Source organism: Ornithinimicrobium carbonis, assembly GCF_977012275.1.
Map to the genome: position 1 here is coordinate 2492394 of NZ_OZ348993.1, position 14221 is coordinate 2506614.

Annotated in this window: 15 protein-coding genes; 11 read left to right on the forward strand and 4 right to left on the reverse strand. The window is 73.9% G+C overall.

Annotation, left to right across the window (positions count from 1 at the left end; all coding sequences use genetic code 11):
* Positions 1-21: 21 nt before the first annotated feature.
* Positions 22-882, reverse strand: a complete 861-nt coding sequence (gene map, locus ACWHYA_RS11470) for a type I methionyl aminopeptidase (protein WP_425944238.1) — start codon at positions 880-882, stop codon at positions 22-24.
* 91 nt (positions 883-973) lie between these two features.
* On the opposite strand from map, the gene ACWHYA_RS11475 reads away from it, so the two are divergent.
* The gene (locus tag ACWHYA_RS11475; RefSeq protein WP_425944236.1) at positions 974-1207 is read left to right on the forward strand and encodes a hypothetical protein; all 234 of its coding nucleotides are present in this window, start codon (positions 974-976) and stop codon (positions 1205-1207) included.
* A 6-nt stretch (positions 1208-1213) separates the two neighbouring features.
* Here the strand turns inward: ACWHYA_RS11475 and ACWHYA_RS11480 are convergent, their stop codons facing one another.
* Positions 1214-2215: a TIGR03557 family F420-dependent LLM class oxidoreductase gene (locus ACWHYA_RS11480; RefSeq protein ID WP_425944234.1), complete on the reverse strand. Its 1002-nt coding sequence runs from the start codon at positions 2213-2215 to the stop codon at positions 1214-1216.
* Positions 2216-2255: 40 nt separating this feature from the next.
* Between ACWHYA_RS11480 and ACWHYA_RS11485 the strand changes: the two genes are divergently transcribed.
* From ACWHYA_RS11485 to ACWHYA_RS11510, 6 genes are all read left to right on the forward strand, one after another.
* The gene (locus tag ACWHYA_RS11485) at positions 2256-2603 is read left to right on the forward strand and encodes an MGMT family protein (protein WP_425944232.1); all 348 of its coding nucleotides are present in this window, start codon (positions 2256-2258) and stop codon (positions 2601-2603) included.
* A 4-nt stretch (positions 2604-2607) separates the two neighbouring features.
* Entirely contained in the window at positions 2608-3936 is a 1329-nt protein-coding gene (locus ACWHYA_RS11490; RefSeq protein ID WP_425944230.1) for a glutamine synthetase family protein, read from the forward strand.
* Positions 3933-7133, forward strand: coding sequence for a bifunctional [glutamine synthetase] adenylyltransferase/[glutamine synthetase]-adenylyl-L-tyrosine phosphorylase (locus tag ACWHYA_RS11495; protein WP_425944228.1), 3201 nt, complete (start codon positions 3933-3935; stop codon positions 7131-7133). The genes ACWHYA_RS11490 and ACWHYA_RS11495 overlap by 4 nt, the downstream gene beginning before the upstream one ends.
* Positions 7134-7142: 9 nt before the next feature.
* Positions 7143-7814 (forward strand): hypothetical protein, encoded by a 672-nt coding sequence (locus tag ACWHYA_RS11500; protein WP_425944226.1) that lies wholly within the window; start codon positions 7143-7145, stop codon positions 7812-7814.
* Positions 7815-7881: 67 nt separating this feature from the next.
* The gene (locus ACWHYA_RS11505; RefSeq protein WP_425944224.1) at positions 7882-8595 is read left to right on the forward strand and encodes a HisA/HisF-related TIM barrel protein; all 714 of its coding nucleotides are present in this window, start codon (positions 7882-7884) and stop codon (positions 8593-8595) included.
* Positions 8592-9383 carry an SseB family protein gene (locus ACWHYA_RS11510; protein ID WP_425944222.1) on the forward strand — a complete coding sequence of 264 codons (792 nt, stop codon included), beginning with the start codon at positions 8592-8594 and terminating at the stop codon, positions 9381-9383. The genes ACWHYA_RS11505 and ACWHYA_RS11510 overlap by 4 nt, the downstream gene beginning before the upstream one ends.
* A gap of 78 nt (positions 9384-9461) precedes the next feature.
* Here the strand turns inward: ACWHYA_RS11510 and ACWHYA_RS11515 are convergent, their stop codons facing one another.
* Together ACWHYA_RS11515 and ACWHYA_RS11520 are read right to left on the reverse strand one after the other, a co-directional pair.
* Positions 9462-11078 (reverse strand): catalase, encoded by a 1617-nt coding sequence (locus tag ACWHYA_RS11515; RefSeq protein ID WP_425944220.1) that lies wholly within the window; start codon positions 11076-11078, stop codon positions 9462-9464.
* Positions 11075-11584 (reverse strand): Fur family transcriptional regulator, encoded by a 510-nt coding sequence (locus tag ACWHYA_RS11520; RefSeq protein WP_425944218.1) that lies wholly within the window; start codon positions 11582-11584, stop codon positions 11075-11077. Before ACWHYA_RS11520 ends, ACWHYA_RS11515 begins: the two co-directional genes overlap by 4 nt.
* Positions 11585-11977: 393 nt before the next feature.
* On the opposite strand from ACWHYA_RS11520, the gene infC reads away from it, so the two are divergent.
* From infC to ACWHYA_RS11540, 4 genes are all read left to right on the forward strand, one after another.
* Positions 11978-12655: a translation initiation factor IF-3 gene (infC, locus tag ACWHYA_RS11525; protein ID WP_425944216.1), complete on the forward strand. Its 678-nt coding sequence runs from the start codon at positions 11978-11980 to the stop codon at positions 12653-12655.
* A 79-nt stretch (positions 12656-12734) separates the two neighbouring features.
* Positions 12735-12929 carry a 50S ribosomal protein L35 gene (gene rpmI / locus ACWHYA_RS11530; protein ID WP_425944214.1) on the forward strand — a complete coding sequence of 65 codons (195 nt, stop codon included), beginning with the start codon at positions 12735-12737 and terminating at the stop codon, positions 12927-12929.
* 43 nt (positions 12930-12972) lie between these two features.
* Positions 12973-13359 carry a 50S ribosomal protein L20 gene (gene rplT / locus ACWHYA_RS11535; RefSeq protein ID WP_425944212.1) on the forward strand — a complete coding sequence of 129 codons (387 nt, stop codon included), beginning with the start codon at positions 12973-12975 and terminating at the stop codon, positions 13357-13359.
* A 29-nt stretch (positions 13360-13388) separates the two neighbouring features.
* Positions 13389-14201 (forward strand): TrmH family RNA methyltransferase, encoded by an 813-nt coding sequence (locus ACWHYA_RS11540; RefSeq protein ID WP_425944210.1) that lies wholly within the window; start codon positions 13389-13391, stop codon positions 14199-14201.
* The last annotated feature ends 20 nt before the right edge of the window (positions 14202-14221 follow it).

Here is a 14221-nt window from a genome sequence, read left to right on the forward strand (position 1 = left end):
ACTGACGGCGGCCCGGGCTGGTCAGGGGAGGGTGAGGATCTCCGGGCCGTCCTCGGTGATAAGGATGGTGTGCTCGAACTGGGCGGAGGGACGGCCGTCGGCCGTCAGGACCGTCCAGCCGTCGTCCCACTCCACCCACTCGTGCGTGCCCAGGTTGAGCATCGGCTCGATGGTGAAGGTCATCCCCGGCTCGATGACCGTGTCGTAGTCCGGGGCGGCGTCGTAGTGGGGGATGACGAGCCCCGAGTGGAACGCCTCGCCGACACCGTGGCCGGTGAAGTCGCGCACGACGCCGTAGCCGAACCGCCTGGCATAGCTCTCGATGACCCGCCCGACCACGTTGATCTGCCGCCCGGGACGGGCCGCCCGGATCCCCCTCATCAGGGCCTCGTGCGTGCGCTCGACGAGCAGCCGGGTCTCCTCCGCGACGTCGCCGCACAGGAACGTCGCGTTGTTGTCGCCGTGCACGCCTCCCACGTAGGCGGTGATGTCGATGTTGCAGATGTCCCCGTCCCGCAGGGGCCGGTCGTCCGGGATGCCGTGGCAGACGACCTCGTTGACGGAGGTGCACAACGACTTGGGAAAACCCCGGTAGCCCAGCGTGGAGGGGTAGGCCCCGTGGTCCAGGAGGAAGGCGTGGCCCGCGCGGTCGATCTCGTCCGTGGTGACCCCCGGGCGGACCATCTCGCCGCACAGCTGCAGCGCCCGGGCGGCGATCCGACCGGCGTGCCGCATCCGCTCGACGGTCTCGGCGTCCTTGACCTCCGACCCCCGGAACGGCGCCGGCGCCGGCCGGTCGACGTACTCCGGGCGGGGCAGGTCGGTCGGGACGGCGAGACGGGGACTGATCTTTCCGGGGGCGAGGGGTGTGCTCGTCGGCATAGGGTCGAGTGTAGGTGGCCCGTCCCGAGGCGGCCCACGGCCCGAGGAAGTGCAGTCGTGCCCCACGGGCACCACCACCGGAGGAGACGGTATGCAGTACTGGTTCAACACCCGCACCGGCCAGGTCGAGGCGGGGGACGACCCCGAGCGTGCCCGCAGCCACGACCTGCTGGGGCCCTACGCCACCGAGGAGGAGGCCTCTCGGGCGCTCGACATCGCCGCGGAGCGGACGGCCCGCTGGGACGAGGAGGAGGCGGCCGAGGACGAGTGGCGCACCGGTGACCCGCAGGCCCGGGACTGGGACGCCAACCCGCTCAACGGCTGACGTCGCTCACCGGCGCAGCGCTGGAAGCACCTCCCGGCCGAAGACCTCGATCCACTCCGCCTGGTTGCGCCCGACGTTGTGCAGGTAGACCCGGTCGAAGCCGTGGTCGAGGTAGCTCTGCACGTGGGCCCGGTGCACGTCCGGGTCGCTGGAGATCACCATCCGCCCCTCGAAGTCCTCGGCGCGCACGAGCGCGGCCATCTGGGCCAGGTCGTGGGGGGAGCGGATGTCGGCCTTGGGGAACTTCATCCCCCCGTTGGGCCACTCGGTGAGGGCGTTGGCCACGGCCTCCTCGTCGGTCGGCGCCCAGGAGAGGTGGAGCTGCAGCACCCGGGTCATGCCGTCGGGGTCCTTGCCGGCGTCCCTGGCCCCCTGGGCGAACCGGTCCAGGAGCATGCCGACCTTCTCGTGCGGGGCGCCGACGGTGATGATCCCGTCGGCGTGGCGACCGGTACGGCGGGCGTTCACCGGTCCTGCCGTCGCCACGAGGATCGGCGGCGCCTGCTCGGGCATCGTCCACAGACGGGTGGTCTCCATGCGGAAGTGCTCTCCGGCCCAGCGCGAGTCCTTGCCCTCCCGGGATGAGGTGAACAGCTGGGAGATCAGCTCCACCGCCTCGAACATCCGGCGGGAGCGCTCGCCGGCCTCGGGCCAGTAGCCGCCGACCACGTGCTCGTTGAGCGCCTCGCCGGCCCCCAGGCCCAGCCAGGTCCGGCCCGGGTACATGGCCTCGAGGGTCGCCGCGGCCTGGGCGACGATCGCCGGGTGCCAGCGGAAGCTGGGACACACGACCCCCGGGCCGAGGTCGCCCCGGGTACGTTCGCCGACCGCCGTCAGCACGTTCCAGACGAAGGCGGACTCGCCCTGGGCGGGCACCCACGGCTGGAAGTGGTCGGCCGCCATGCAGCCGGAGAAGCCGTGCTCCTCGGCCAGCGCGGTCAGGCGCACGGCCTCCGCGGGGTGGAACTGCTCGAGCATGGCGGCGTAGCCGATCGTGGGGGTGCTCATGACGAGAGCGTAGGCGGCGCACGCGGGTAGGGTCCGACGGATGGACGACCTCCTCGTGGAACGGGTCCTGCGGGCGGTCGAGGCGGTGCCGCCGGGCCGGGTGGTCAGCTACGGGGACCTCGCCTCGCTCGTGGGCACGGGTCCTCGTCACGTGGGGGCGGTGATGGCGCGGTGGGGCTCCGGCGTGCCGTGGTGGCGGGTGACCGACCGGTCCGGGCGGTTGCGGCCGGACCTGCTCGCGCGGGCCCGGGAGCAGTGGCTGCAGGAGGGGATCGGGCTGAGCACCGACGGCCGGGGCGTCCGGTTCGAGGCCCACCGGGCCGACCTCGACCGCCTCGCGCAGGACCACGCCCGGGCCACCGCGGACCTGGACGATGCGGCAGGATGAGGTCATGAACCGCCAGCAGGAGTACGTCCTCCGCACCATCGAGGAGCGGGACATCCGGTTCGTCCGGCTCTGGTTCACCGACATCCTCGGCACCCTGAAGTCGGTGGCGGTGGCCCCCGCCGAGCTCGAGCAGGCCTTCACCGAGGGCATCGGGATCGACGGCAGCGTCATCGAGGGGTTCACGAGGGTGTACGAGGCCGACATGGTGGTCCAGCCGGACGCCGACACCTTCCAGGTCCTGCCCTGGCGGGAGCGGACGGCCCGGATGTTCTGTGACATCCACATGCCGGACGGGAGCCCGGCCGCCACCGACTCGCGGCACATCCTGCGCCGGGCGCTGGACGCCGCCGGGCAGGAGGGCTTCACCTTCTACACCCACCCGGAGATCGAGTTCTACCTCTTCAAGGAGCCCTACGACCCCTCGGTCGGCCCGGTCCCGGTCGACCAGGCCGGCTACTTCGACCACGTCGCCCGCGGGGACGGCCACGACTTCCGTCGCGGCGCGATCGAGATGCTGGAGCAGATGGGCATCTCGGTCGAGTTCAGCCACCACGAGGGCGGCCCCGGCCAGCAGGAGATCGATCTGCGCTACGCCGACGCCCTGTCCATGGCGGACAACATCATGACCTTCCGCACGGTCGTGCGAGAGGTCGCCCTCCACGAGAAGGCGTTCGCCACGTTCATGCCCAAGCCGCTGGCGCCGCACCCGGGCTCGGGCATGCACACCCACGTGTCGTTGTTCGAGGGGGACACCAACGCGTTCTACGAGCCCGGAGCCTCCTACGAGCTGTCCACGACCGGACGGCGGTTCATGGCCGGGGTGCTGGCGCACAGCCGCGAGATCTGCGCGGTGACCAACCAGTGGGTCAACTCCTACAAGCGCCTCTGGGGCGGCGGGGAGGCCCCCGCCTACGTGTGCTGGGGGCACAACAACCGCTCGGCGCTGGCCCGGGTGCCCATGTACTCCATCGGCAAGGGTCACTCCCGCCGGATCGAGGTCCGCTCGATCGACGCCGCCTGCAACCCCTACCTGACGTATGCCGTGATCCTCGCCTCGGGCCTGCGCGGCATCAAGGAGGGCTACGACCTGCCCCCCGAGGCCGAGGACGACGTGTGGGCGCTGACCGACAGCGAGCGGCGCGCCCTGGGGATCGACCCGCTGCCGCAGAGTCTGGGGGAGGCGGTCGCCGTGATGGAGGAGTCGGACCTGGTCGCCGAGGTCCTGGGCGAGCAGGTCTTCGACTTCTACCTGCGGAACAAGTGGCAGGAGTGGGGCGAGTACCGCTCCCAGGTCACCCGCTTCGAGCTCGACCGCTACCTGCTGCACCTGTGAGGTCCGGACCCGTGCGGCGTCGTGGTGGTCCGCCGGGGGAGGACGACGGGCCGGTGACGGCGGCCGAGCTGGCCCGTGCCGGGGTCGCCGACACCCGTCGCTCCGGCGGGCTCCTCGCCGAGGTCGTGGAACGGGCGGGCGCGGAGCTGGACGTCCCCGCGCTCCTGGGGGACCTGTCCCGGGTCGCCGACCCGGACGCCGCGCTCCTGGGGCTCGTCCGGCTCCTGGACCCGCGCACCACCGCGACCGACGGGTCCCGCACCGACGGGGCGGTGCTCCCCGTGGTGCGTGGGGGAGGCACCGCCCGCCGCCGGCTGCTCGCGCTGCTCGGGGGGAGCGGGGCGCTGGCCGACCACCTCGTCCGCCACCCCGAGCACCTGGAGGACGTCGTGGGGGGGGCGGACCCCGACCCGGCCCAGGTGGAGGACGCGGTCAGGGGGACCTCGGGCCGGGAGGGGGCCGAGGCGCTGCGCGTGGCCTACCGCCGTCAGCTGCTGCGGGTGGCGACCCGGGACCTCACCAGCGAGGACCCGGTCGACCTCCTCCCCGTGGTCGCGGCGGAGCTGGCGGAGCTGGCCGGCGCGGCCCTGAGGGGGGCGCTGGTGCTGGCCCGGGACGAGACCGAGGACGAGGCCTGCTGCGACCTCGCCGTCGTGGCGATGGGCAAGACGGGGGGGTGCGAGCTGAACTACATCAGCGACGTGGACGTGATCTTCCTGGTCGGCCCCCGGGACGGGACGTCGGAGGAGCAGGCCCTGGCCGTCGGGGCGGCGCTGGCCAGCGCGGTGATGCGCGTCTGCGGGCAGTCCACGTCCGAGGGGTCCCTGTGGCCGGTCGACGCGGCGCTGCGCCCGGAGGGCAAGAACGGCCCGCTCGTGCGCTCGCTGCACTCCCACCGCGAGTACTACCAGCGCTGGGCCAAGACCTGGGAGTTCCAGGCGCTGCTCAAGGCCCGTCACGTCGCGGGGGACCAGGAGCTCGCGGAGCGGTGGGCCGAGCTCGTCGGTCCGCTCGTCTGGGAGGCCGCCGGGCGGGAGAACTTCGTCGACGACGTGCAGGCGATGCGCCGCCGGGTCGAGCGCAACGTCCGGTCGGGGGAGGCCGACCGCGAGCTCAAGCTGGGCCCGGGCGGTCTGCGCGACATCGAGTTCAGCGTCCAGCTGCTGCAGCTGGTCCACGGCCGCACCGACGAGACCCTCCGCTCGCGCACCACGCTGGATGCGCTGGCCGCCCTCCGGGACGGTGGGTACGTGGGCCGCGACGACGCGCGGGTCCTCGACGAGGCCTACCGTCTGCTGCGCACCTTGGAGCACCGGTTGCAGCTGCACCGCATGCGCAGGACGCACGTCATGCCGACCTCGGAGGTCGAGCTGCGCCGGCTGGGCAGGTCGCTGGGGGAGCGGGGCGAGGCAGACCGCGCGGTGGTGCAGCGGTGGCGCGCCGTGCAGCGCGACGTGCGGCGGCTGCACGAACGGCTCTTCTACCGGCCGCTGCTGGGGGCCGTGGCCCGGCTGACCACCGACGAGGTGCGGCTCTCGCCGGAGGCCGCGCGGGAGCGCCTGTCCGCCCTGGGCTTCCGCGACCCCGAGGGTGCCATGCGCCACCTGGGGACGCTGACCGAGGGTCTGAGCCGGCGGGCCACCATCCAGCGCCACCTGCTGCCGGTGATGCTGGCCTGGTTCGCGGACGGGGCCGACCCCGACGCGGGCCTGCTGGCCTTCCGGCGGATCAGCGACGCGCTGGGCACCACGCACTGGTACCTGGGCATGCTGCGGGACGAGGGGACGGCCGCCGAACGGCTCGCGAGGGTCCTGTCCACCAGCCGGTATGCCGTCGACCTGCTGCTGAGGGCGCCGGAGACCGTCGCGCTGCTCGGCGACCCCGGCGCCCTCGTCGTCCCCGAGCAGGAGGCCCTGCTCGCCCGCATGTCCGCCGCGGCCACCCGTCGGGCGGACCCGGGCGAAGCCTTCGTGGCCGTCCGGACGGTACGGGCCCGCGAGCTGGTCCGCACCGTGCTGGGCGACCTCGTGGGCGGGTGGTCCGGTGAGCAGGTCCGGCGCGCCCTGACCGACGTGACCGACGCGACGCTCCGGGGCGCCCTCCAGGTGGCCTCCCGCGTCGTGGAGGAGCGCGACGGCGGGCTCGTCACCGACCTGCTGGTCGTCGGCATGGGCCGGCTGGGCGGGCGCGAGCTGGGCTACGCCAGCGACGCGGACGTGCTCTACGTGCACCGCCCGCACCCGGGGGCCGACCCCGAGCTGGCCACCCGGCAGGCCGGCGACGTCGTGGCCGAGCTGAGGTCCGGCCTGTCCGGACGGGCCGGACCGGACCCGGCGCTGGAGCTGGACGCCGACCTGCGCCCGGAGGGACGGTCCGGGCCGCTGGTGCGGACGCTGGAGAGCTACGCCACCTACTACGCCCGCTGGTCCGCCGGCTGGGAGTCGCAGGCGCTGCTGCGCGCCCGGCCGGTCGCCGGCGACGAGGACCTGGGGCGGGCCTTCACCGAGCTCGTCGAACCACTGCGCTGGCCGCGCGGCGGGATCACCCCGGAGGCCGTGCGCGAGATCCGCCGGCTGAAGGCGCGGATGGAGGCCGAGCGGCTGCCCCGGGGGGCGGACCCCCGGGCCCACCTCAAGCTCGGACGCGGCGGCCTCTCCGACGTGGAGTGGGTGGCCCAGCTCCTGCAGCTGCAGCACGCCCACGAGCACGCGGGGCTGCGCACGACCAGCACCCTGGCTGCGCTCGAGGCGGCGGTGGAGGCCGACCTGCTGTCGGCCGAGGACCAGGCGACGCTGGCCCGCGCGTGGACGCTGGCCTCCCAGCTGCGCGACGCCGGGGTGATGTGGCGGGGGCGGGCCGTCGACTCGGTCCCCAGCGCCCTGCGTGACGCCGAGGGGATGGCCCGGGTGATGGGACGCTCCCCCGGCCACGGGTCGGAGCTGGCCGAGGAGTGGCGGCGCACGGCCCGGCACGCCCGGCAGGTCGTCGACCGTCTCTTCTACGGCGACGCGCCACCCTCGCCCGGGGGGCGCAGCCCGGTGTCGACACCGGGGGCCCAGCGGTCCCGCCCGGGTCGGGCGGCCGGCTTCGACCGGGCGCCCGGGGGCCCACCGCGCTCGGCCTCGCGCTTCCCCCGTCCGAGCCGGGGCCGGGGCGGTCACGACGGCGGTCCGTCCGGTGGCCGGGGGCGTTCGTAGGATGTCCGGGTGACCACCCCCAGCACCCGTCCCTCGGACGACCGGACGTCGGCGTCGGCGTCGGCGACGCTGCCGACCGCGCTCCTGCTGCTGGGCGGCCCGCGTGAGCGGGTGGCGGACTGGGTCGGACGGTCCGTGGTCCCGCTGGTGTGGGCACCGGCCGGCCGGTGGAGCCTGGTCGTCGCCGTGGGAGGCACCCGCACCGGCCCGCCCTACGACGACGGCGCCCTCCTGCTGGCCGGGCGCCCCGTGCCGGGCCGGACCGGTCCGGCCCTCGGGTTCTTCGAGGTCGGCGGGCGGGCGGTGGTCACCCTGCACACGGCCGGTCGACGCCGGGGGCCGGGCTGGGTGGTCTGGGAGCCGGAGGTGGGTCTGGTCCGCCCGCCGGGTCTGGACCTTGCCGGCCCGGGGGAGATCGTCCGGGCCGCCGGTTGCCCGGCCCGCAGCAGGGAGGAGCTCGTCGACCTGCTCCACGAGACGAGACCACGCCCGGTGACCATGCTGCAGGCGGTGATGGCCACGCTCGGCCTTCCCGGACCCCGGCTGCTGCAGGATCCCGCCCGGGCCGAGGACCTGCCGGGGGCGGCCCGGCACGAACCCTCCGGCCGTCAGGTGACGTGGTTCGAGGACGCCGTCGCCGACTCCGTCAGGCTGCGGCGCGAGCTGGGGGTGCTCGAATGAGCGGCCGCCCGCGGGCGAGGGTGCCGGTGGGACTCCCCGAGGGGAAGGCGGCGGGGCGGGTCCGCCGATGAGCTCGTTCGAGCTCCTGCCGGCCGTGGACGTGGCCGGACGGCGGGCCGTGCAGGTCGTCGGTCCCGGGCCCGCCGATCCGCTCGAGGTGGCCCGGCACTGGATCGAGGAGGGCGCCGAACGGATCCACCTGGTCGACCTGGACCGCGCGTTCGGGAGGAGCCCGGACCCGGCCTTCCTCGCCGGCCTGGTGCAGGCTCTGCCGGTCCCGGTCCAGCTCTCCGGAGGGTTGGACGACGGCGCGGCGGTCTCGCAGGCCCTGGCGACCGGGGCGTGGCGCGTCAACCTCGCGACCACGGCGCTGCAGGACCCGGTCGCGGTGGGTCGGCTGCTCGCGGCCGAGGGCCCGCGGATCGCCGTCGGGGTGGACGTGCTCGGGGACCGGGTGGTCGCGCGGGGCTCGGGCGTCGACCTCGGCCCCCTCGTGGGGGTCCTCGACCTGCTCGTGGAGCTGCTCACCCCGACGACCGCCGGCGCGGTCGTGCTCGCCGACGCGGGCCGCGACGGCCGCCGAAGCGGTGCGGACGTCGGCCTGCTCGCCCGCGTCGTGGCACGGCTGGGGACGCGCGTGCCCGTGGTGTCCTCGGGCGGGATCGCGGAGCTCGACGACCTCCGGGCCCTGCGGGCGGCCGGGGCGTCCGGCGCGGTCCTGGGCGCCGCCCTGTACCACGGCGCCTTCACCCTCTCGCAGGCCAAGGAGGCCGTCGCATGACCCACCGCTTCAGCGCCCACGACCCGCGGGCCGGGCACGACAGCGCAGGGGTCCCCTGGACGGGGCGGACCCTCACCGGCACCGGGTTCGAGGGGGACACCGGTGCGGCGGACGAGACGCTCGCGGCACTCCTCGCGGCCCACGGCCGGGCGGCGTCCGGGGGTGCGGACGCCGGGGTCGACCCGGCCGAGCTCGTCGCCGCCGTGGCCACGGCGCGGCTCGTGGTGCCCGTGGTGGCCGTGCCGGGCGAGGTGGACGACAGTTCGGGCGTGCCCGTGGACGTCTCCAGCGACATGGCCTCGGTGACGCTGGTGGCCCCCGACGGGGCGCGCGCCCTGCCGGCCTTCACCTCCACGGCGGCCCTGGCCGCCTGGAACGCCGACGCCCGCCCGGTGCCGGTGACTGCCCAGCGCGCCGCGCTCGCCGCCGTCCAGGAGGGGTGCTCGGTCATCCCGCTGGACCTGCCCGCGCCGCCGGGCACGGCGGCATACCTGCTCCGGCCGTCCATGGTGTGGGCCCTCGCGACGGGTCGTCCGTGGGTCCCGGCGCACGAGGACGACCAGGTGCGGGCCGCTGTCGCCGCGGCGGTGGCCGGGGAGGAGGCGGTCGTCTCCCACGACTGCGCCGCCGGCCCGGACCTCGCGCTCCAGGTCGGGCTGACGCTCGTGCCAGGGCTGACCCAGGACGAGGTCCGCCGGCTGGTCACGTCGGTGGGGGAACGGATCGCCGCCGACGGCGAGACGCGTGCGCGCATCGACGCGGTGACCTTCCGGCTGCGGGGCGCCTGAGGCCCGGCTGCGGCCCGGACCGACGACGGGCGCGCCACCCCCGCAGGAGCGACGCGCCCGTCCGGACCGGTCCGACGATCAGCTGTGGGCGGCGTGGCCCGGCTGGGCCGAGGCCGCGACCTCGGGCCGCACACCCTCGGCGTCCGGGCTGCCGGTGTCCGCGTCCTTGGGACCGGCGCCCGGGACCTGGTCGCCCTTGGCGGCCCGGTAGGCCTCCTCGACGCGGCGACCGATGCCCTCGTCCACGTTGCGCCAGTACTCGAAGACGCGGGAGAGCACGGGCTCGCGCACGTCGTCGGGCATCAGCGAGCCGACGACGGTCTCCACGAGCCGACCGCGCTGCTCCTCGCTGTACACCTCGCGCACGAGGATCCCCGGCTGGGTGAAGTCGTCGTCGTCCTCGCGCAGCGTGTAGGCCTGCCGCACGAGCTCGCCGTCGGCCTCCCAGCCGTTCTCGACCGGGCCGGTCTCGTCCGACCACGGACGGTCGTAGGAGTTGGGCGCGTAGGTGGGCTGGTTGCCCGAGTGCAGGAACGCCATCGGACCGTCGAACTGGTAGGCGTTCGTCTGCACCTTCGGCTGGTTGACCGGCAGGTGCTGGAAGTTCGCACCGATCCGGTGCCGCTGGGCGTCCGGGTAGGAGAACACGCGGGCCAGCAGCATCTTGTCGGGGGAGACCCCGGTGCCGGGCACCTGGTTGGACGGGGAGAACGCCGCCTGCTCGATCTGGGCGTGGAAGTTCACCGGGTTGCGGTCCAGGGTCAGGGTGCCGACCTTGACCAGCGGGTAGTCCGCGTGCGGCCACACCTTGGTGAGGTCGAACGGGTTGATCCGGTAGGTCTTGGCCTCCTCGTACGGCATGATCTGCATCGACAGCGTCCAGGAGGGGAGGTCGCCCGCCTCGATCGCGTCGAAGAGGTCGCGCCGGTGGAAGTCGGCGTCCTCGCCCGCGAGCTGACCGGCCTCCTCGTTGGTGAGGTTCTCCACACCCTGGTGGCTGTGCCAGTGGTACTTGACGAAGAAGCGCTCACCCTGGGCGTTGACCCACATGTAGGTGTGCGAGGAGTAGCCGTTCATGTGCCGCCAGGTCTTCGGCAGACCACGGTCGCCCATGAGGTAGGTGACCTGGTGGGCCGACTCCGGCGTCGAGGTCCAGAAGTCCCACTGCATGTTGTTCGAGCGCAGGCCGCTGTCGGGCAGGCGCCGCTGGCTGCGGATGAAGTGCGGGAACTTCATGGGGTCGCGCACGAAGAAGACCGGCGTGTTGTTGCCGACCACGTCGTGGTTGCCCTCGCTCGTGTAGAGCCGCACCGCGAAGCCGCGCACGTCCCGCCAGGTGTCCGGAGACCCCTGCTCACCGGCGACGGTGGAGAAGCGCACGAGGGCCTCGGACTCCGCACCCTTCTGGAAGCCGGCTGCGCTGGTCCAGCGGGAGACGTCCTCGGTGACGACGAACCGGCCGAAGGCGCCCGAGCCCTTCGCGTGGGGCAGGCGCTCCGGAACCTTCTCCCGGTCGAAGTGGGCCAGGGTCTCGATGAGGCTCACGTCGTGCAGGAGCAGCGGCCCGTCGGCGCCGACGGACAGGGAGTTGCGGTCCGAGCCCGAGGGCACGCCCGCCGTGGTGGTGGACCCCGTGGTGCGGGGGTGCTCCTCGGAATGCAGCTGGTTGACGAACCCGTGCTGGGTCTGGCTCATGCGTTCTCCTTCGCGTGGTGGATGGGCGTGGTGGTTCGGGTGGTCGCCGGTGGTGCACCGGCGGCGCCGACGTCGTCGGTGCGGCAGTCCGGACAGAGCCCCCAGTAGATGACCTCGGCCTCGTCGACGAGGAACCCGAGGGCCTGGGGTGCGGTGGGGTCCAGGCAGGGCACCGAGCCGGTGGAACAGGGCACGTCGTGCAGGTGGCCGCAGCCGCGGCAGACGACGTGGTGGTGGTTGTCCCCGCCGTCGATCTCGTAGCGGGCCACCGAGTGGGCCGGCTGGATGCGGCGGAGCAGGCCGGCCCCGTCGAGGGTGGACAGGACGTCGTAGACCCCCTGCACCGAGACGCCCGCCGCTCCGGCGGTGGAGCGGGCCCGGACCTGCTCGAGCACCCGGGCGGCGTCGGCGTGCGGGTGATCGGCGAGCACGTCCAGCACGGCCACCCTGGGCCCGGTGACGCGCAGCCCGGCGGCGCGCAGCAGGTCAACGGGGGCGGTCGGCACACCCCCATCGGACCATGTTTTCTTGAACGGTTCAAGTGTGGAGCCCCCGCGCGGGCAGGGCAGTCGGAACGCGGCGGTCGGGCCGAGCGCGGACGGGCGGCTGCGCGTCGCCCCGTCGCGCGGGGCCCCGGGGTGGATCTGCTAGCATGATCAATGACCAGTCGGACGTCCGCGCGTCCGACGTGCAAGAGGGGCCTCGGCCCCCACCCGCGTCGACCTCAGGGTCGCCGGGTCCGGGTCCGGCACCGCAGTGGTGCCAGGGTATGACGTGGCGAACCCACGGCATACCCCTCCTGCCGACCGACGGCCGGGTGGGACCCGTGTCAGGCCTCTTGCGCACCTGGTGCCAGGAGGCCTTTCTGGTGCCTGGTCGTCGCGAACGGACGAAGGAGCATGCACATCAGCGAGCCTCGCATCAACGACCGGATCCGCGTTCCCGAGGTCCGTCTGGTGGGACCGAACGGGGAGCAGGTCGGCATCGTGCGCGTCGAGGACGCGCTGCGGCTGGCGGCCGAGGCAGATCTCGACCTCGTCGAGGTGGCCCCGGAGGCCCGTCCTCCGGTCGCCAAGCTCATGGACTTCGGCAAGTACAAGTACGAGACCGCCATGAAGGCCCGGGAGTCCCGCAAGAACCAGGTCAACACGGTCATCAAGGAGATCAAGCTCCGGCCCAAGATCGACGACCACGACTACGGCACCAAGAAGGGTCACGTCGTCCGCTTCCTCAAGGGAGGCGACAAGGTCAAGGTCACGATCATGTTCCGCGGTCGCGAGCAGTCCCGGCCCGAGCTGGGCTTCCGGCTCCTGCAGCGCCTGGCCGAGGACGTCGCCGAGCTCGGTTTCGTCGAGAGCGCCCCGCGACAGGACGGCCGCAACATGGTCATGGTCCTGGGTCCGACCAAGAAGAAGACGGTCGTGCGCCAGGAGAAGCGCCGTGAGGCCGAGCGGACCAAGGGCGGTGAGGGCACCGCGACGACCCAGGACGGGACGGCTGCGGCCCCGGCCGATGACGAGACCGTCGGAGCCACCCCCGGGACCGACGTCCCGTCCACCCAGACCGAGCAGGTCTGACGGCGCTGCGGCGCCCCCACCTGCGCACCACCACGCCCGCGGCAGCCCGCGGGGAACCACGCACGAAGGAGATCGGCCCATGCCGAAGATGAAGACCCACAGCGGCGCCAAGAAGCGCTTCCGGGTGACCGGGACGGGCAAGGTCATGCACCAGCGGGCCCGCCACGTCCACAAGTTCCAGGAGCGCAGCTCCTCGGCCGCCCGTCGTCTCGTGAACGACAAGCTGGTCGCCCCGTCCGACGTCCGCAAGGTGAAGAAGATGCTCGGCCTCTGAGCCGCAGCACCTTCCCACCCCAGCACTAGCAAGGAGACATCACGTGGCACGCGTGAAGCGGGCTGTCAACGCCCACAAGAAGCGTCGGGTCGTCCTGGAGCGCGCCAGCGGCTACCGCGGCCAGCGCAGCAGGCTCTACCGCAAGGCCAAGGAGCAGGTCACCCACTCCCTGGTCTACTCGTACAACGACCGCCGCAAGCGCAAGGGCGACTTCCGTCGCCTGTGGATCCAGCGGATCAACGCCGGCGCCCGCGCGAACGGCATGACCTACAACCGGTTCATCCAGGGCCTGAAGGCCGCCGGGATCGAGGTCGACCGCCGCATGCTGGCCGAGCTGGCCGTGCACGACGAGGCCGCCTTCGTGGCGCTCGTCGACCTGGCCCGGGCCAACGTCCCCGCCGAGGGCGAGAAGGCCACCTCGGCCGCCTGAGCGTCGACGCACCCGACCGCCCCAGCCCCGTGACCGAGCCGCCGCCGCTGCGCACCCCGCGCAGCGAGCGCGTCAGGCAGGTCGCGGCGCTGGGGCGTCGTGCTGCCCGGGACCGGCAGGGCCGTTTCCTCGTCGAGGGACCCCAGGCGGTCCGGGAGCTGGTCGGGTATGCCGCGTCGGCGGCGGAGGCCCTGTACGTCACCCCGGCGGCGCTGGAGCGGCACGGCCCGCTGGTCGAGGAGGCCAGGGCCCTCGGCGTGCGCGTGCAGGAGTGCACCGAGGAGGTGCTCCGGGTGATGGCGGGCACCGAGCACCCGCAGGGGCTGCTCGCGGTCGCGGGGCGGGTGGACGTCCCCCTCGACCGGGCGCTGGACGCCGTCGGGACGACCGGGTTCGTCGTCGTCCTGGCCCACGTGCGCGACCCCGGCAACGCGGGGACGGTGCTGCGGGCGGCGGACGCGTTCGGGGCCTCGGCCGTGCTCGTCAGCGCGGCCTCCGTCGACGTCTACAACCCCAAGGTGGTGCGCTCGACGGTCGGCTCGCTGTTCCACCTGCCCGTGAGCGTGGGGACGCCCGTGGGCGAGCTGCTGGAGGCCTGCCGGGCCAGGGGGATCCGGCTGCTCGCGGCCGACGGGTCGGGCCCGACGCCGCTGCCGGACGTGGACCTCACCGGCCCGCACGCGTGGGTGATGGGCAACGAGGCCTGGGGCCTGCCGCCCGAGGTGCTCGACGGGTGCGACGACGTGGTGTCCGTGCCGATCCGACGGGCGGAGTCCCTCAACCTGGCGATGGCGGCGACGGTCTGCCTGCACGCCTCGTCGGCGCGGACCCACGCCGGCTGACCAGCGCGGGCGGGTCCCCG